Genomic DNA, 19,458 nt, shown 5'->3' with positions numbered 1-19,458 from the left:
GCTTTTTCATTTAAGGAGGAACAATGGGAAGTAAATGGAAAGATTTCCAGATGCCAAAGAGACTTGATTGCGACGAGGCCACTTATACACCGACATATGGAAAATTTGTCGCTGAACCATTTGAGCGAGGCTATGGAGTAACCCTGGGAAATGCCCTGCGTAGAATTTTATTATCCTCAATTGAAGGCAGCGCTGCTACCTCCATTAAGATTAATAATGTTATGCATGAGTTCTCTACAATTCCACACGTCCAGGAAGATGTAACCGAGATAGTCCTAAACATCAAAACATTAATCCTGAGATCACATTCAAAGACATCAAAAACTATTCATATCAAGGCTACAAAAAAAGGCGATATTAAGGCAAAGGATATAATTACCGACGAAACTGTTGAGGTCTTAAATCCGGAACAGCATATTGTCACATTAACCGCACCTACCAAATTCAATATGGAGATAGAGGTAGGCCGTGGCAGGGGATTTGTTCCAGCAGAACAGAATAAGAAAGAAGGTGCTACCATTGGCGTTATAGCTATTGATTCCATATTTACGCCAGTTAAGGAAGTGAATTTCAGGGCTGAAAATACTCGCGTTGGCCAAAGAACAGACTATGACCGACTAGTTCTAGAGATTTGGACTAATGGTAGTGTCTCACCTAAAGATGCCCTTCTTTACACTGCAAATATTATGCAGAGGCATCTTGATGTCTTTGTAAACTTTGGCCAGCTTCCTGAAGAAGAAGAGGAAGAGGCTATGACAGAGGAAGAAAGAACGCTTTATGATAAATTAAAACTTCCTGTTTCCGAGCTTGAGCTTTCGGTAAGAAGCTCTAACTGTCTACGAGAAGCTAAGATTGGTACAATTGCTGATCTTGTTAAACGCACTGAACAAGAAATGCTCGCATTTAGAAATTTTGGTAAAAAGTCGTTGAATGAAATATCAGCTATACTCAAAGACATGGGCCTTTCTTTTGGAATACAGTTCGATGTCAAGAAATTGAAAAAGGAAGGATAAGATTATGCGCCATGCCAAAAAGAGAACAAGATTAAACCTTACTGAAGGTGAGAGAAAATCACTCATCCTTAATCAATGCCGCTCCATTTTTAAGTATCAGCGAATAACCACGACATATTCCAGGGCCAAGGTTGTCGCTCCTGCTGTTGAACGCATTATTTCTCTAGCTAGGGTTGATAATTTGACTAACAGAAGGAGGGTTTTTCAGAAATTAAAAGACCACGCTTTGGTTAAGAAATTATTCATTGAATTCGCTCCTTTATTCAAAGAGAGAAATGGTGGATACACGCGTATCTTGCGTCTTTCAAGACGCAGAGGCGATAATGCTAATCTTGTTATCTTTGAATTAATAAAGCGCTTGCCAGAAAAGAAATCACCTCCCAAAGCAAAAAAAGAAGAAAAGGCAGTAACACAAGAGAAGGTGCAGGCCCCAAAACAAGTTACGCCGCCAAAAGAAAAGCCAAAAGCACCACCAACAGCAAAAGAGGAGAAACCCCTAAAGCAGAAGCCAACACCAGCTGTAAAAGAACTACCAAAAGATAAAAAGAAAGGTGGTAAGTTTTTTGGTGGTATAGGTAAAATCTTCAGGCGAAAACAAGAACCTTAGAATCTTATGGAAAAGGCCAAGAGGCTAAATGAAATTAAACCCTCCTCGACTTTAGCCATCACTGCGAAAGCCAAGCTTCTAAAAAAGCAAGGCAGGCCCATAATCAACTTTGCTGCCGGCGAACCCGACTTCGATACACCCGAACAAATAAAAGAAGCTGCAATTCAGGCAATACGTGACGGTTTCACAAAATATACCCCTGCCAGCGGTACCCCAGAACTAAAAAAAGCAGTTCAAGAAAAATTCAAAAGAGATAACAATCTCGAATATTCCCTAGATGAAATTATCATTTCTTCAGGAGCAAAACATTCCCTTTACAACAGTCTACAGGCAATTGTTAATCCCCATGATGAAGTCATAATTATCTCTCCCTACTGGTTGAGCTATCCTGAAATGATAAAGCTAGCCGGTGGCAAACCCGTCGTTCTCGAAACAAAGCAAAAACAAGGCTTTAAAATAGATCAAAAGGCACTGGAGTCATTAATCAATAAAAAGACAAAGGCCTTAATCATAAATAGCCCTTCGAATCCAACAGGAGTTGTTTATTCGGAGGCTGAGCTAATGCAGATTGCTGAAATTGTAGCTAAAAACAAGACTTTCATATTGAGTGATGAAATATATGAAAAATTAATTTTTGACGGGCAAAAACACACATCAATTGCTTCATTAAATAACGAAATCTACAAACAAACGATTACTATAAATGGCGTCTCCAAGACCTATTCGATGACAGGCTGGAGAATTGGATTTTTAGGCGCACCCAAGGAAATAGCAGCAGCCGTTGCTAGTCTGCAGAGTCATTCTACGAGTAATCCTGCCTCAATAAGCCAAAAGGCAGCAGTTTCTGCCTTGGCCATGAAAGATAGCGAAATCCTACCTTTTATCAATGAATTTTCGAAAAGAAGAGATTGCCTGACACAAAAACTGGGAGAGATCCCCGGGATTTCTTTCTTTAAGCCAGCGGGTGCTTTTTATGTCTTCGTCAATATCTCAGGCTTAAAAATTGCACCTATGGAATTTGCCAGTAGGCTACTTGATGAGGAGTTTGTTGCTTGTATTCCGGCGGAGAGTTTTGGATCAAAGTCTCATGTGCGTTTAAGCTTTGCCACGAATAACGATGAAATAATAGAAGGTTGCAGGCGAATAAAGAAATTCATCGAGTCACTTTCCCATGAGTAAGACAGCCAAGACTATCGCTGAGAAGATTTTTTCTAAACATAGTTCCCAAGATTGTTGTGCTGGTGATTTTGTCCTGGCTAATGTAGATTTTTGTTTTGGCCAGGATGGAACAAGCAGTATAATCATTGATAGATTCAAACAGCTTGGCAGAGAAGAGGTCTTTGACAAAGAAAAATTCTGCATGGTAATTGATCATAATAGCCCTGCTCCAAATCTTGGAGTTTCAGCTGTTCATAGCAGGATGCGAGCGTTTGCTAAGGAAAAGAATGTTACTTTATTTGAAATAGGCTGTGGTGTATGCCATCAGATTATTCCAGAACAAGGTAAGATTCTTCCTGGGAATCTTGTGATTGGTGCAGATTCGCATACCTGTACATACGGCGCCTTGGGTGTATTCGCAACTGGAGTTGGCTCGACTGATTTAGCAGTCACTTTAGCCAGCGGTTTGAATTGGTTTAAGGTTCCGGAGACGATTAAAATTACCCTAAAAGGGAAAATTCCAAAAGGTGTCTTTGCTAAAGACGTAATTTTGTATATAACTGGTTTGTTAGGAGCAAATGGTGCCACATATAAAGCCCTTGAGTTTTACGGCTTGCCCCTGGCAAAGATAGATATGGACGGTAGATTCACAATCGCAAATATGGCAGTTGAGGTAGGTGCTAAATGTGGGTTTTTACCAGTTGATAAGGTAACTAATAAATGGTTGAAGGGGCGAACAAGGCAAAGATTAGAGCCACAGACTGCAGATAAAGATGCTCATTATGTGGATGAAAAAGAGATAGACTTATTAGGGCTAACGCCTATAGTTTCAACGCCTCATAGTCCAGATAATGCAAAATCGGTTGAGGAAGTAGAGGGCGAGCAAATTCAGGAAGGCTATCTTGGTACGTGTACCAACGGAAGACTTAGCGATTTAAAAATTGCTGCAAAAATTCTAAAAGGTAAATCTGTAGCAAAAGGCGTAAAATTTATCATTGCGCCTGCAAGCAGCAGTATTTACCTGGAAGCACTCAAATTAGGGCTGATTGAAACATTTATTAAGGCTGGCGCTGTTGTCGTTGCTGCTGGTTGTGGACCCTGCGTAGGAACGCACAATGGCGTTCCTGCTGATGGGGAAAACGTTATTTCAACAGCAAACCGTAATTTTAAAGGCAGGATGGGTAATCCCAATGCCAATATTTACCTTGCCTCGCCAGCAACTGTGGCAGCCAGTGTAATTGAAGGGAAAATAACTGATCCAAGGAAGTTTTTGAAATAATCCTTTATGTTTTTCTAAAGGAGGCATGAGAATGAAGAGTTGTGTTTTTAAGTCATTATTGGTCGTTATTTTGATTTTAGGCTTTTTTGTTTCTCACGGCTTCTTGTTTACTAAGCCTGCTTTTTGCGGAGATGCCCCTCCCACTGAAGATATTCCAGAATTACCTCCAGAAACAACGCCTCAACCACCTCATTTAAACAAGCCCATAGATCCTAATTTTGATGCAGCTTATCTAGTAGATTGGACTGATGTAGACTGTGCTGAAGCCTATAAGCTAGAAGAAGCAGATAACCCCCAGTTTAGCAACCCTGTTAGCTATACTTTGAATGTTTCTCAACTCTTTGTTAACAAAGGAACTGTCGGCACTTATTATTACCGCGTCAAAGCTGCTCTTCCTGCTACACAGGGCATAACTAAAGGAGCGGACTTTTTACAGAAGATATTTGCTTGGCTGAGACAGCGTTTTTCTGCAAATCAAGCTTATGCTGGTACAACTTGCGATACGATTGCTGCTACTGGTTGGAGTGATACAGAGAGTATAGAGATTGTAGAGCCTACAAGCTTTATTAGCGGTATAGTCTATGCTGCAGATACTGAAACTCCTCTTGCTAATGCTGTAGTTACCTCACCCGACTTTGTTGGAAGTACTACCTCTGATATAGATGGAAAATTCTCCTTTTCTTTTCAGTCACTTTTCCCAGAATCAGGTAAGCTGACTGTTACCATTGATGTTAGTAAAGGTGACTTTACCTCTGCTCAGAGAACAGTGGAAGTAGTAGCCAGCAGACATTCAGCTGTAACCTCTGTTTATCTCACACCGTTAGACCCAGTAGTAACTACTATTCTTCCTGAAGGCGGAACACATGTTAATTCTACTGGAGAAATAGAGCTTGTTTTTCCAGCTGGTGCAGTAACAGAAGCAGCAGATGTAAACTCTACTAAATATCAGAAAGGAAAGGCATTGCCCGATGAATTACCAGAAACTAGTTTCTTTACCTACGCCCTTAATCTAGAAGCTGAATCCACAACTACCAGAAGGAAAGTTACTACGTTTCAGCAGCCAGTTACTATGAAAGTGGCTAACACTTTAGGTTTTGCTCCTGGAACACCAATTCCGGGAGGAGTTTACAATGAAGAAACGCACCAGTGGGAAGATACAGGTCTTATGGGTTCTGTCTCAAGTGATGGTCAGTGGCTTGAATTTGAAATTGACCATTTTTCTCCATGGGATTTGAATTTTCCAGCTCCGCCACCACCAAAAGACAAAAGTCCAAGACTAATCGCAAATAGAACTCAAGATATAGATAAACAGTTTGAAGAAGCTAGGGATCCAGGGGTGGGGGTGAAATCAGGTAGTTTTACTACTGAACATGACTTAGCTGGCATTATAAGATTAGGAAAGAAAGATAGTCTAAAACTAATCTATAACTCACTTACTGCTCAACCCTCAAGTTTAATCTGTATTGAAACTGACCTCGATCCAGTGGCCACTAATATCCCGGATACTACTACCTTTAAAGTAAAAATTGCCGATAGGCAAATCCAGGCAACCTATCAAGGAGTAGAGGGAGAAGTTAGATACGCTTATCTCTTGGATGCTAAAGATTCGCAAGGACAGACTCTTTCTACGGGAAGTTATCCTTATATTATAGAAGTTTCTAATGATTACACTAATGTAACTTATTGGACAACAGACCGTTTTGCCGGAGATCCAATTTCTGATACAGGCGTTCCTACCATAGAGCCAGTGCCTTTAAGCGAAGAAGTCAAGGAAAAATTGATTGTCAACAATCAGCAAAATTCTCCTTTTGGTGCTGGATGGAGTTTACAAGGTTTACAAAGACTTCATTTTGACGCTGATGGTTCAATTCTTTTAACTGAAGGCAATGGTTCAAGTATGGTGTTTAATTTTCAACAGAGTCCTATTTTAGACCTCGCTGTAGCTAATACATATGACGATAATATTTCTATTCTCTTTGGTAATGGAGACGGTACTTTCTTAGCTCAGCCTAATGTTACTGTGGGGAATCAACCTCGGGTAGTAGCCACTGCTGATTTTAATATAGACACTATTCCTGATCTTGTTGTGGCTAATTACATCGATGATGATCTTTCTATTTTTCTAGGTAATGACGATGGCACATTCTCAGTTCAGCCTGATGTTCCCGTAGGGGTCAGCCCCATCTTAATGGCTACTGCTGATTTCAATGGCGATAGCCTTCCCGACCTCGCTGTAGGTAATGTAAACGACAACCATACTTCTATTCTTCTTGGTAACGGAGACGGTACCTTCTTAGTACAGCCTGATATATTCATAGGAAATAGCGCTCGAGGAATAACCACAGCTGATTTTGATAGAGATAATCTTTTTGACATTGCCGAAGTCACTGGGGATTACCTACGTACCTTTTTAAGTAACGGCGATGGTACATTTTCGAACATAGGAACTTTTAGTCTATATCCTTATTCAATAGCTTCAGCTGATTTTAATAGAGATGCTATTCCAGATCTTGCGATCACTCGCGACTTGTATAGCTATAATGCTGTTTCTATTTTGTTTGGAAATGGTAATGGTACATTTTCAACCTACCCATATCCTACTCTTGTAGGTGGGGGTCCTTGGGCGATAGCTACTGCTGATTTCAATGGAGATACACTTCCCGACCTCGCTGTAGTTAATGCGAATGATAATAACGTTTCTATACTACTTAACGACAGTGATGGCACGACTTTCTCTGCCCAAACTGATATTATTGTAGGAACCAATCCTGGGGCGATAGTCACTGCTGATTTCAATGGAGATACACTTCCCGACCTCGCTGTAGGTAGTTTCGCTGACAACAATCTCTCTATACTACTTAATAATAATGGTAATGGAACCTTCTCTATTGGAGAGGATGTTCAAGTAGGCACTTCACCTTCGTCCTTAATTGCCGCTAATTTTAACGGCGATTATCTAGAAAAACGGGATTATGTTGTTTCTTTTGGTGACTACTCATTTATTACTCAAAATCTCGACGGTACTTACAGACGTAAATTAAAAGATGGTACCCAAATCAACTTTAATGCCCATGGTTTGCAGACTTCTATAGTTGACCGCAATGGAAATAGTACGGCCTATCTCTACATAGACGCAAACTCTGATGGTAAAGAGGAGGAATTAAGCAAGATTGTTCTTCCTACAGGTGACACCTATCAGTTTATCTATTCAGCTGAAGGGAAATTCAAATCCATAACTGACCCTGCAGGAAGAATCGCTCAGTTTATTATTGATGAAAATAACGACTTAGTTCAAATTTCTAACCCTGATAGTACGACTAAAACATTTAGTTATACTAATCACCTTTTAACCTCTGAAACTAATGAACGTTTATTTACAACGCAGTATGAGTATGATAGCTATGGAAGAGTAACGCGTATGCTTTTCCCAAATACACCTCAAGAGATAATTCAATTCTTTCCGTCGGATGTTCAGGGCCTAATCAATGATCTAGCGCCTGGTGTAGGTACTCCTGATAATCCAGCTCCAGTTGTAAGGCCTGATGATATAGTTGAGACTATAATTGACGGCAAAAATTATTCTACAACCTCTCAAACCTCTAAATTCGGCGCATATAGCCAGATTACAGATGCCCTAAATCAAACTACAATTATAGCGCGAGATGTAAACGATAATCCCACAAAGATCACTAGACCTAATAGTTCCACTGTTATAATGACCTACGATTGGAAAGGCAATCTCTTGACTTCAACTGAAGACTCCATATCAGCTACCACCGCCTTCAGCTATGAGCCAGACTTTAATCAGATAACATCCATCACAGACCCAGAAAACAACACTACAAATATTGATTATGATGAAAATGGTAACCCTATTCAGATTACGGATGCTCAAGGAAATATTACTAAGATGGAATATAATAGTAGGGGATTAGTAACTAAGATTATTTCTGGTTTTGGTACTGCAGTAGAGAATCAAACTATCTTTACCTATTATACTGATACTTACAATTTGAAGACTACCACTGACCCAGAGGGCAATACTACAACCTTTACTTATGATAGTGCTGGCAATATCCTTACTATTCAAGATGCCGAAAACAACACTACAACCTTTGAATATGATGATATAAACCGCCTAACCAAGGTAACAGACCCAGAAACAAACATCACCCAGTACCAATACGACGAGGCCGGAAACCTCAAGAAGATAATTGACGCCAATTTAAATGAAACAAACTTTACCTATGATGAAATTAACCAGCTTAAGACAATAACTAATCCCCTTGGTAACACTAAAACGTTTTCCTATGATTTAAATCGCAATCTTGAAACCACCGCAGACTTTAATGCTGATACAATAACCTTCAGCTACGATGATATAAATCGCCTTAGTAATAAATCTGGATCAGGTTTGAACGTAACATATGACTATGACTCTGTAAACAACCTTACCTCAGTAACTACGCCTGATTCATCACTAAGCATGATCTATGACTTGGCCTCAAGAATAGAAACATCAACTACGCTTGATTTAGGTCATCAACCAGGAACAATCATATCCTACACCTATGACAAGAATTCCAATCGCTTAACCTTAACTGATCCTGAATACATTGTTACAAAATACGTCTATGATTCACTCAACCGCCTCATTGACATCACTGATGCTTTAGATCAAAACCTGGCTCATTTTAACTATGATGAACTTTCTAGAAGAACAGGTTTAAACTTGGCTAATGGAACAACCTCCAGCTACGCCTATGATTTAGCAAGTAGGTTAGTTTCTTTAGATTCTTACTCTTATACTTATGATAATGCTGGCAATAGATTAACCATGACTGATAGTGATGGCACTCACAACTACACCTATGATGACATTTATCGCTTAACTAATGCTAGTCATCCTCAACCTGAGAATCCAGCTGAAAACTATGCCTATGACTCAGTAGGCAACCGTAATCCAACAAATTATACCTACGATGATGCCAACAGACTCTTAGAAGATGATGAATATACTTATAGTTATGATGATAATGGAAACCTAACTTCTAAAACTAACAAATCTACCTTACAGATAACAACATATACTTACAACCTTGAAAATCAGTTGATTAGGATAAATTTTCCAAACCTAACATCTGCTCAATATACCTATGACGGCTTAGGCAGAAGAATCGAGAAGAATGTCAATGGCACTATTACTAGATACGTCTATGATAATGAAGACATTATTGCAGAATACGATGGAATCAATACTCTCCGAGCCAAATACCTCCATGGTCCAGGTATTGATGAGCCTTTGAGGGTGGAAAGAGGAGGAGGGGTTTATTGGTACCATGTAGATGGTCTAGGGTCAATTACTGAGCTTACTGATAGTACAGGTATAGTGGTCCCGACATATCTTTATGATTCTTTTGGAAATATCAAGGCTAAGACTGGCTCTTTGATAAATCCTTACACGTATACAGGGAGAGAGCTTGATCTTGAAAGTGGACTCTATTACTACCGGGCAAGGTATTATGATGCAGCTATCGGGAGATTCCTACAGGAGGATCCAGTAAGTGGTATAATGATATCTCCACAGACATTAAATTTATATCCTTGCGTATCCAATAATCCTATAAATTTTATTGACCCATTTGGATTTTATAGACAGAGATCATGGCTGGACAGATTTTCATATTATTACTGGCAATATAACTACCCTCATTATAAATTTTATATTCAAGGATTAACTAATGCCTACTATGAATTTCGCGATAATATGACGAAGAACTTTGTATATTGGCAGATAGTATCGCAGAGTCCTTATCTTGGCGCACATGCAACCGCTAAGTTAGCCGAGGCAGCTGTCGAAGAATCTACAGTGTATACGATTAAATATTCTGCTCATACAGTGAATTATATGGGCTGGAATTTAATTGATTATTTACGAGCCGTGGGTAAAGCAACTTTTTATCCTGAAATAAAATAAATAAGGAGGGGTTTATGTTGTACAAAGAATCAGTGATACCGAAGGCAATTTCATTTATTTCTACCTTTTATTCAATAATTGCTATTTTATATCTATTGACACTACCGATGACCATTTGGACAATTATCAATAAACATGATTTGCAATATAGGATTACAGCTTTTATTTCAGGAGTTTTACCTTTGGGAATTTTAAGTATTGCTACTTTAGTATCTGCAAGAGGGCTGCTACGAATTAAAGAGTGGGCAAGAAAATTACTATTAATTTTGTCTGTAACATATATATTTTATGGACTACTTAGTATAATAACTATTTCAGCAACATTAGGTTTTAATAGTCCAATAGCATTTAATATAGTTTTAATGGTAGCGAGTATGTATTCCTTTTATTATTTAAATAAAGCAGAAGTAAAAGATTGGATCAAGAGACAAGCAAACAGAGCTATCAAATAATTTTTTGTAAGTGAAGTAATCCTTCATCTTTAAGGATAATTAGATTAAGGCGTTTTTGTTTTATGATTTTGTTCTCTATAAGGCTATCGCTGTTAAACTTGATAGGGAATATGTTTTTCAGATAAAAATGGTATAATAATATACATTTAGTTGTCATTAAAAAATTAAAAGGAGAAGATTATGGACTTAAGAGAACTTCTAATGCTAACAATCAAAAGCAAGGCCTCTGATTTGCACTTAACAGAGAATATGCCTCCAATTTTGCGTATTGATGGAAAGTTAATCTATACTAAGCGTGAAGAACTAAACCGAGAGAAATTAAAGAAAATGATCTACAGCATCTTAAATGATGCACAAAAAGAAAAATTTGAAAAGCAATGGGAACTAGATTTATCTCTATCCTTACCTGGCATCGATCGTTTCCGAGTTAATGTCCATGTTCAAAAGGGTGCGGTTGAGGCCGCCTTTAGAAGAATACCTTTATTGATTCCCACGCTGGAAGAATTGGGTCTACCTAAGATACTTGCTGCCTTAGCAAGAAGGCCAAACGGTCTAGTTTTGATTACTGGCCCTACGGGTGTAGGTAAGACCACAACCCTGGCGGCAATGGTGGATTTGATAAACGAAGAAAGGCAGGATATGATAATTTCTATTGAAGACCCAATTGAATATATACATCATAACAAGAAAAGTGTTATTAAACAACGTGAGGTCTTTGCTGATACCCATTCGTTCTCAGAGGCGCTAAAGCACTCCTTGCGTCAAGATCCTGACGTTATTGTGGTAGGGGAGATGAGGGATCTTGAAACAATTTCCACAGCCCTAACTGCTGCAGAAACAGGTCATTTGGTTTTAACAACATTGCATACTCCTGATGCGCCTCAGACAATCGAAAGAATCATTGATGTTTTTCCTCCACATCAGCAGCAACAGGTCAAATTGCAGTTGGCTGACTGCTTGCAAGGTGTTGTCTCACAGCTGCTCCTGTCGCGTGCGACTGGTCAGGGAAGAGTAGCAGCAACTGAGATTATGGTCGGCACACCTGGAATACGAAACCTGATTAGAGAACAAGAGATTGAGCAGATCCCGACATTAATGCAGACAGGAAAACAATTCGGAATGAAATTGATGGAAACATCATTGAAGGAATTATATACCCAGGGTTTGATCACAGAAGAGGTTGCTCTAAGTAAGGTAAAAAATCCAGCTGAATTTAAGAGCCTATAATATCTCTGATGAAACTAGTCGGAAAAGTAATTAAATTAGGTGATAATATCAACACGGATACGATTATATCTGGAAGATACAAATTTCAAATTACAGATATAAAGAAACTTTCACAGCATTTAATGGAAGACCTTGATCCTGATTTTATAAATAAGATAACCCCAGGTTCAACAATCCTGGTTGCGGGTGAGAACTTTGGTATGGGCTCTTCTCGGGAACAGGCCCCTTTAGTTATTAAAGAAGCTGGCGTTATTGCCCTTATTGCTAAGAATTTTGCAAGAATTTTCTATCGAAATTCTTTTAATATTGGCTTGCCTTTAATTGAGGCTGATACCTCGGCAATTAAGGATAATGATCAGTTGCAATTGGACTTTGATAAAGGCGTTATTCGCAATATTAAGACAGAGTCTATAATAAACATTAGGCCTCTTCCTGCATTTATGCAGAGACTAATTGCAGATGGAGGAATAGTCAACCATTTCAAAAAGTACGGGACAATAAAATTAAAATGAGTACACACAAAGTTACCTTAATTCCTGGTGATGGCATTGGACCTGAAGTTGCCGCTGCTGCGAGAAAATGCGTGGATGCAACCGGTGTAAAGATAGATTGGGAAATAAAGAATGCCGGCAGCGTTACCTTAAAAGAGAAGGGCGAGATTCTACCTCAAGAGGTTCTAGATTCCATCAGAAAGAACAAAGTTGCCCTTAAAGGGCCGATTATCACTCCAGTTGCAGGCGGATATCGTTCTGTTAATGTTCAGTTGCGTCAAAAACTGGATTTGTTTGTCTGCCTGCGTCCTGCCAAGGCATATCCTGGAATAAGAAGCATTAATCCTGACATTGATATATTAATATTCAGGGAGAATACAGAAGATCTATATGCCGGAATTGAATTTGAGAAAGGCTCAAAAGAGGTAAAAGGGCTTATCAATCTTACGAAAAAGACAACTGGCAGGGATATAAAGTCTGATTCTGCGATTTCTCTAAAGCCAATTTCTGAATCAGCTTCAAAAAGATTATTTACCTTTGCCTTTGAATATGCAATTGCACATAAAAGGAAAAAAATTACAGCAGTTCATAAAGCCAATATTATGAAGTATTCTGATGGATTGTTTCTGGAATGCGGCCGCCAGATCGCTTCTAAATACAAAGGGAAAATTGATTTTGAGGAGACCATAGTAGATAATTTATCAATGCAGCTTGTGCTTCGGCCCACGAATTTTGATTGCTTGGCACTGCCTAATCTTTATGGAGATATAATCTCTGATCTTTGCGCTGGCTTAGTAGGAGGTTTAGGGGTGGCCCCGGGTGCAAATATTGGAGATGAATTAGCGTTATTTGAACCTGTTCACGGCGCAGCTCCGAAGTATACTGGGAAGAACAAGGTAAATCCTGCGGCAACAATACTATCTGCAGTAATGATGCTAGATTATCTAAATGAAAAACAAGCAAGTCAACGATTAAAGAATGCATTAATCAAGGTAGTAAAAGAAGGTAAGTCTGTAACCTATGATTTGAAGCCTGACCGCAATGATCCCACTGCAGTAGGCACCAGCGAGATGGCCGAGGCGATTATCAAGGAATTATAAAAATGAAAGTTAGCATAATTGGCGCTGGTAATGTCGGGGGACTGCTTGCAAGCCGCATTATAGATTCTCACCTGGCAGATGTAACCCTAATTGATATTAAAGAGGATATTGCCAAGGCCAAGGCCGCAGATATTTCCGATAGTCTTTATTTTTCCAAATCCCCCCAAAAAATCATTGCCACATCTGATATCAATCAAGTAGAAAAAAGTGAAATTATCGTTATTACCGCAGGTTTTCCTCGTCGAGCTGGCATGAGCAGGGAAGACCTGATAGCCAAAAACGCTAATTTAATTAAAGAGATTGCGACAAAAATAAAATCTAAGCTTAAAGATGCAATCGTAATTATAGTTACAAATCCATTGGATTTAATGGTTTATTATTTTAAAAAACTCACCCAGATTGACTCAAAGCGATTAATCGGAATGGGAAATAGTTTGGATTCAGCCCGTTTTGCGAACTTAATAGCTTCAAAGTTTGATAAGAATATTAATGACATTAATGCCCAGGTCATCGCCAGCCACGGAAGAGGTATGCTGCCGTTGGATAGGTTGACTTATGTTAAAGATGTGTCTTTGGCAGAGTCTGCAACAAAAGAAGAGATTAAAACAATATCTGACTTGACAGTTGAAAGAGGCGCAGAGATTGTCTCTCTTTATGGTAGCGGCAGTGCCTATTTTGCGCCTTCGGCAGCTATATTTGAAATTGTTAAAGCAATTGCTAAAGATGAAAAAAAGATTATTTGTGCAGCCGCATATCTTAAAGGTGAATACGGCATCTCTGATATCTGTTTGGGTGTACCTGCAAAGATAGGAAAATCAGGTATCGAGGAAATAATCACCCTAGCTTTAAATAAAGAAGAAGAGGAAACATTAAGGCTTACTGCGCAGACAATCAAGGAGCTTACCAAAAAATTACCGCATTAGTGCACTCGAAGCAAGCCACAGAAAAAATGACATTTGACTGTGATATAATCGATCTTGGAAAGATTTCCTATAAAAAAGCCTACCATTTACAAAAAAGGTCCCTTGAGGAATTAAAGCTTGGATTATCTAACGAGGCCTTGATTATCTGTGAACATTTTCCTGTTATTACCCTTGGAAGATCTGGAAATATCAATAACCTCTTGTGTGATCCAAATAGCTTAAATGCAAAGGGCGTTGATTTTTTTAAGATTGATCGCGGGGGAGATATTACGGCTCATGAATTAGGGCAGTTGACGATATATCCTGTTTTTGATTTAAAGATGAGAAAACACCAGGACATCCATGTTTTTTTAAATAATCTTCAACATGTTATACTCAATACGCTTAGGGAATTTAGCCTAAGGGCACACGTTGTGCAGGATAAAAGAGGCGTATGGGCTGGAAGTAAAAAGATTGCCTCTATCGGCATCGGCATTAGTCATTGGATTACATATCACGGCTTAACTATTAATGTAAATAATAATCTAAAGATATTTTCCTATATTCGGCCTTGTGGAATGGATGTTGAAATGACTTCAGTGGCTAAAGAGTTAGGATATAGTGTTGATTTCAACGTATTTAAACATAAACTAATGGATAATTTTTGTAAAGTTTTTAATTTAAATATCAAAACAGAAAGAAATAAAGGAGTAAAGAATGAAACAAGTAATCTTACCAGAACTGGGTGAAGGTATTACCAAGGCAATAGTAACCTTCTGGCATATTAAAGAAGGTGAGGCAGTTAAAGAAGGAGAGGACTTAGTTGAAGCAGCAACAGATAAGGCAACGTTTAATGTTCCTTCTTCTGCCAGCGGTACACTTTCGAAAATCTTAGTTCAAGAAGGCGATACTGTTAATGTCGGCGATGCCCTTGCTGAGATTAAGGAGTAAAGCCACGTCTTTAACCTTCTAATTTCCTGCCAATCCTTCAGACCTCTCTAATTCTTAATCTAGGATAATCTATATCATCTTACCCATGACTATCTATGTCTCCATAAAATAACGCTTGACAACATTTAACAACAATGCTATATTAATAATTCCGTAAAACAACGAATAGCAACGATTGACAATAGTTAATATTTAGCATGTTTTTTCATCAATTGCAAAATGATAGATAGTGATATATTAACCACAAAGGAAGTAGCTAGAATTTTAAAGCTTCACCCTTTTACTGTAAAGAAGTATGCCCGGGAGCGTAGAATCCCGGCATTTAAATTAGGGGGCGACTGGCGCTTTTCAAAACGATTTCTTGATGAGTGGATTAACAAAAAAATGCGAGGAGTCATAAAATGAAGGGTAAGAATAAAACAGCCATCGTTACTGGAGGTACGAGAGGCATTGGCAGAGCAATAGTCAATGAACTTGCCAGAGAGGGAGTTAACATAGCATTTAACTATCTAAAAAGCAGAGATTTGGCTAAAGAGATTGAGATAGAGTTATCATCAGATGAGGTTAAGGTAAAAGGATACGAAGTTAACATCGAAGACCTCCAGAGTGTTAAGAAATGGGTCGATGACATTAAAAAAGATTTCGATTCCATAGATATCTTGGTTAATAATGCCGGTATCATTAACGATAAGGCCTTGGCGTTTATGGAGCAAGAAGATTGGCAAAAGGTAATAAGGGTTGATTTAGGAGGAGTCTTTAATATTACTCGTTCAATTATAGTGGATTTTTTAAAAAGAAAATCTGGTGTAATAGTTAATATAAGTTCAGTGAGCGGTATTAGGGGTATAGCAAAGCAGACGAATTATTCGGCTGCTAAGGCTGCTATATTAGGCTTTACAAAGGCATTGGCTCAAGAGGTGGCACCTTACAACATAAGGGTAAATGCAGTTGCTCCTGGGTTTATCAAAACGGATATGTTGTCTAGTTTGAATGAAACCATGAAAGACAAGGAGCTAGAACGAATTCCTTTAGGAAGGTTTGGAAATCCTGAAGAGGTAGCTAAAGTAGTCAAATTCTTAATTTCTGATTTAGCTGATTACATAACCGGCCAAACTTTTATTGTTGATGGAGGCCTAGCAACTTGAAAAAGAGCAGAACTGTTATAACCGGAATTGGCGTCATCTCGCCTATTGGAATAGGTAAAGACGAATACTGGCAATCCATTATGGACGGGAAATCCGGATTTAAGCCCATTACTCTGTTTGATACCTCAGACCTAAAGGTTAAAATTGGCGGCGAAATAAGCAATTTTAATCCTAAACAAATATTGAACACTCAAAACATAATGGATTTAGACAGGGCGACACTTCTATTAAGCTCAGCTGTAAAACTTGCTATTGACGATGCCAAATTAGATATAAATGAAACTAATACTAAACAGATTGGAGTTTCTGTGGGCACGACATTTGGGAGTCTTCATAGTATTTCAGAATTTGACAAAGAATCTTTAAGGGAAGGTCCCAGATATGTTAATCCGTCAGTCTTCCCGAGCACTGTTGGTAATTCTCCTGCAAGCCGTATAGGTATTAGATTTAAAATCAAAGGCTTTAATTCTACAATTTCAACAGGAATGTGTGCCGCCCTAGACGCATTAGATTATGCGCGCGATTTTATAAATCTAGGAAGAACAAATACAGTTGTTACGGGTGCAGTAGAAGATTTTTGCATTCAGACCTTTCTTGGATTTTATAAGCTCAATTATCTATCTGGTCTTAACGGTGACCCCGAGCCTTTATCTTGTCCTTTTGATAAAAGAAGAAACGGCATTATTTTTTCTGAAGGCTCAACTGTTCTTATTTTAGAAGAACTGGATTCTGCAAAAAAGCGTAAGGCTAATATTTATGCCCAAGTTCTTGGTATCGGTTCTTGCTTTGACCCGATTAAATTCTACAGATTCAATCCAAAGGGCGAAGGTATGGTAAAGGCAATGCAATTGGCGCTAGCGGATGCAAATTTGAAACCCGAAGACATAGATTGCATTTTCGCAAATGCAAACTCAACTAAAGACGCCGATCGAATTGAAACAAAGGCTATTAAAGATGTCTTCGGTAACTTTGCTGATGAGGTTTGCATCACTGCCCCTAAGTCTATCTTAGGTGAAACATTTAGTGCCTCAGGTGGATTATCTACAGTTGCAGCTATCGGCGCTCTAAACAAAGACCTTATTCCGCCAACTATAAATTACCAGGAAAAAGATCCTGATTGCAATCTTAATTACGTAACAAATAAAAGTAGAAAGAATAAATTAAACAGAATAATGATTAATGCCTTTGGCCCTAACGGGGCAAATACAGTGGTAATAATAGGAAAACTAAAATGAAGACACTTGATATAGATCAAATAAAAAAGGTTCTGCCACATAGACATCCAATGCTCTTAATTGATAGGGTAATAGAGTTGGAGCCAGGAAAACGCGTCGTGGCGATTAAAAATGTAAGTATTAATGATAGTTTTTTGCAGGGTCATTTTCCTGGAAATCCTATAATGCCCGGCACCTCAATTGTTGAAGCCATGGCCCAGGCTTCCATTGTGCTTTATCACAGCGGATATGAGGATGAGCTAGTAAATGTTCCAAATTATTATTTAGGTTCAATAAAGGCTCGTTTTATACATCCTGTTTTTCCGGGAGATCAGCTAAGCCTTGAAGCAGAAACAGTAAAATTATTGCCAACGGGCGCTTTTATTAGTACAAAAGCATTTGTTAAAGATAAGCAGATAGCAGAGGCTGAGTTAGTATTTGCAGTTAAAAAATGAAAAAGAAAAGGGTAGTAGTAACAGGTCTAGGAGTCGTTTCATCAATTGGCATCGGTAAAGATGTCTTTTGGGACAATTTAATTAAAGGCAAATCCGGTATATCATTGGTTGAGTCATTTGATACCACGAATCAATTTACTCATTTTGGTGGTGAGATTAAAGACTTTAATTGTGAATCATTCATGAGCAAAAACAAGATAAAATTGATGGGTAGGGCTTCGCGTCTTGCTATTGCTGCGGCAAAATTAGCCTTGGACGACGCCAAATTAAATGCTAATAGACTTGGATCTCTACGTATAGCAATCTGCATTGGTACAACTGGTGGCGAGGCCCAGGAAATAGAAGAAATGGATATTATTTGGACAAAACATGGACACGATAAAGTGGAAAAGTGGTCTATAATGCAATATCCTGTAAATAATATTTCTTCTAGCATGGCAATTGAATTAAAAACAAAGGGCATAAATCGCATTTTTACTACTGCTTGTGCAGCTGGTAATTATGGCATAGGTTATGGTTTTGATCTCTTGCAATTGGATAAGGCAGATTTAGTTATTGTGGGTGGCTCAGATGCATTTTCCTATCTTTCCTTTACTGGCTTTAATCAAGTACGAGCTGTAGCACCTGAAAAATGTCAGCCATTTGATAAGAATAGAAAAGGTATGATAGTAGGTGAGGGGGCAGGTATGCTAATATTGGAAACCCTAGAGAGTGCCCTTAAAAGAAATGCGCTTATTTATGCTGAAATATTAGGTTATGGTTTAAGCTGTGATGCTTTTCATATGACAAATCCTCAGGTTGAAGGAATAGTCGATTGTATGATTAATACACTAAAAGAGTCAGATTTAACCCCTGATGATGTAGATTATATAAGTGCTCATGGAACAGGCACAAAGCATAACGATAGAGTAGAGTCAGCAGCGATAAAAAAAGTTTTCAACGGCAGAAAGGTAGCGGTTAGCGCCATAAAGTCAATGTTGGGTCATACCATGGGTGCGGCTTCTGCAATTTCAGCAATTGTCTGTTGTTTAAGCGTAGAAAATAACGTAATTGCTCCGACAATAAACTTTGAGACGCCTGATCCTGAGTGTGATATCGATTGCGTTCCTAATGCCGCAAGAAAACAAAGAGTAGATGTTGCCTTGAATAATGGTTTTGCCTTTGGTGGCAATAATTCTTCACTTGCAATAAAGAAATACAAAAGGAGATGATGTCTACATGCCAGAAGAAATGCTTGATAAGCTTAAACAAGAATTAATAGAATTAGTCGCTAATGTCACTGGTAGAGATACTAAAGAATTAAAGCCAGATGCAAATTTTTGGAAGGATTTAGGCGTTGATTCGATTAAAGCAATCGAGATTTCAGTTGCGATTGAGCGGAAGTTCAAGGTCTCTATCAGAGATGAACAGATTCCTCAAATTACTACTATTGCAGAAGCACTTAAAGTCTTAAAAGAAGCTCTAGAGAAAAAAAATAAAGTATAAGC

18 protein-coding genes are annotated in these 19,458 nt (G+C 38.5%); all 18 read left to right on the top strand.

The genetic code is table 11. The annotated features are described in order from the left end of the window. The first annotated feature begins 23 nt into the window (after positions 1-23). Positions 24-1,013: a DNA-directed RNA polymerase subunit alpha gene (locus tag KJ593_08200; protein MBU2541865.1), complete on the top strand. Its 990-nt coding sequence runs from the start codon at positions 24-26 to the stop codon at positions 1,011-1,013. A 4-nt stretch (positions 1,014-1,017) separates the two neighbouring features. Further along, entirely contained in the window at positions 1,018-1,620 is a 603-nt protein-coding gene (gene rplQ / locus KJ593_08195; GenBank protein ID MBU2541864.1) for a 50S ribosomal protein L17, read from the top strand. A gap of 6 nt (positions 1,621-1,626) precedes the next feature. After that, positions 1,627-2,799: a pyridoxal phosphate-dependent aminotransferase gene (locus KJ593_08190; protein MBU2541863.1), complete on the top strand. Its 1,173-nt coding sequence runs from the start codon at positions 1,627-1,629 to the stop codon at positions 2,797-2,799. Then, positions 2,792-4,057, top strand: a complete 1,266-nt coding sequence (locus tag KJ593_08185) for a 3-isopropylmalate dehydratase large subunit (GenBank protein MBU2541862.1) — start codon at positions 2,792-2,794, stop codon at positions 4,055-4,057. The genes KJ593_08190 and KJ593_08185 overlap by 8 nt, the downstream gene beginning before the upstream one ends. 31 nt (positions 4,058-4,088) lie before the next feature. Then, on the top strand, positions 4,089-10,034 hold the full coding sequence (locus KJ593_08180) for a VCBS repeat-containing protein (GenBank protein ID MBU2541861.1): 5,946 nt from the start codon (positions 4,089-4,091) through the stop codon (positions 10,032-10,034). Positions 10,035-10,048: 14 nt separating this feature from the next. Then, a complete protein-coding gene (locus KJ593_08175; GenBank protein MBU2541860.1) occupies positions 10,049-10,486 on the top strand; it encodes a hypothetical protein in 438 nt (145 codons plus the stop codon). Positions 10,487-10,666: 180 nt separating this feature from the next. Next, complete coding sequence (locus tag KJ593_08170) at positions 10,667-11,713, top strand: type IV pilus twitching motility protein PilT (protein ID MBU2541859.1); 1,047 nt, start codon at positions 10,667-10,669, stop codon at positions 11,711-11,713. A gap of 8 nt (positions 11,714-11,721) precedes the next feature. Then, positions 11,722-12,225 carry a 3-isopropylmalate dehydratase gene (locus KJ593_08165; GenBank protein ID MBU2541858.1) on the top strand — a complete coding sequence of 168 codons (504 nt, stop codon included), beginning with the start codon at positions 11,722-11,724 and terminating at the stop codon, positions 12,223-12,225. After that, positions 12,222-13,304 carry an isocitrate/isopropylmalate dehydrogenase family protein gene (locus KJ593_08160; GenBank protein ID MBU2541857.1) on the top strand — a complete coding sequence of 361 codons (1,083 nt, stop codon included), beginning with the start codon at positions 12,222-12,224 and terminating at the stop codon, positions 13,302-13,304. Before KJ593_08165 ends, KJ593_08160 begins: the two co-directional genes overlap by 4 nt. Positions 13,305-13,306: 2 nt before the next feature. Next, the gene (locus KJ593_08155) at positions 13,307-14,227 is read left to right on the top strand and encodes a malate dehydrogenase (protein ID MBU2541856.1); all 921 of its coding nucleotides are present in this window, start codon (positions 13,307-13,309) and stop codon (positions 14,225-14,227) included. After that, positions 14,227-14,955 carry a lipoyl(octanoyl) transferase LipB gene (lipB, locus tag KJ593_08150; protein ID MBU2541855.1) on the top strand — a complete coding sequence of 243 codons (729 nt, stop codon included), beginning with the start codon at positions 14,227-14,229 and terminating at the stop codon, positions 14,953-14,955. Before KJ593_08155 ends, lipB begins: the two co-directional genes overlap by 1 nt. After that, positions 14,924-15,157 (top strand): biotin/lipoyl-binding protein, encoded by a 234-nt coding sequence (locus KJ593_08145; protein MBU2541854.1) that lies wholly within the window; start codon positions 14,924-14,926, stop codon positions 15,155-15,157. The genes lipB and KJ593_08145 overlap by 32 nt, the downstream gene beginning before the upstream one ends. A gap of 219 nt (positions 15,158-15,376) precedes the next feature. Then, entirely contained in the window at positions 15,377-15,562 is a 186-nt protein-coding gene (locus KJ593_08140; GenBank protein ID MBU2541853.1) for a helix-turn-helix domain-containing protein, read from the top strand. Further along, the gene (fabG, locus tag KJ593_08135; GenBank protein MBU2541852.1) at positions 15,559-16,302 is read left to right on the top strand and encodes a 3-oxoacyl-ACP reductase FabG; all 744 of its coding nucleotides are present in this window, start codon (positions 15,559-15,561) and stop codon (positions 16,300-16,302) included. The genes KJ593_08140 and fabG overlap by 4 nt, the downstream gene beginning before the upstream one ends. Next, positions 16,299-17,537 carry a beta-ketoacyl-[acyl-carrier-protein] synthase family protein gene (locus KJ593_08130; protein ID MBU2541851.1) on the top strand — a complete coding sequence of 413 codons (1,239 nt, stop codon included), beginning with the start codon at positions 16,299-16,301 and terminating at the stop codon, positions 17,535-17,537. Before fabG ends, KJ593_08130 begins: the two co-directional genes overlap by 4 nt. Then, positions 17,534-17,971 carry a 3-hydroxyacyl-ACP dehydratase FabZ gene (gene fabZ / locus KJ593_08125; GenBank protein MBU2541850.1) on the top strand — a complete coding sequence of 146 codons (438 nt, stop codon included), beginning with the start codon at positions 17,534-17,536 and terminating at the stop codon, positions 17,969-17,971. The genes KJ593_08130 and fabZ overlap by 4 nt, the downstream gene beginning before the upstream one ends. Continuing rightward, entirely contained in the window at positions 17,968-19,182 is a 1,215-nt protein-coding gene (locus KJ593_08120) for a beta-ketoacyl-[acyl-carrier-protein] synthase family protein (GenBank protein ID MBU2541849.1), read from the top strand. The genes fabZ and KJ593_08120 overlap by 4 nt, the downstream gene beginning before the upstream one ends. A gap of 7 nt (positions 19,183-19,189) precedes the next feature. Further along, positions 19,190-19,456, top strand: coding sequence for an acyl carrier protein (locus tag KJ593_08115; protein ID MBU2541848.1), 267 nt, complete (start codon positions 19,190-19,192; stop codon positions 19,454-19,456). Positions 19,457-19,458 lie beyond the last annotated feature (2 nt).

Source organism: Candidatus Omnitrophota bacterium (assembly GCA_018830005.1).
Taxonomy (GTDB): domain Bacteria; phylum Omnitrophota; class Gorgyraeia; order JAHJTE01; family JAHJTE01; genus JAHJTE01.
Note: the sequence above shows the minus strand (reverse complement) of the source record. Positions and strands in the feature narration are given on the sequence as shown.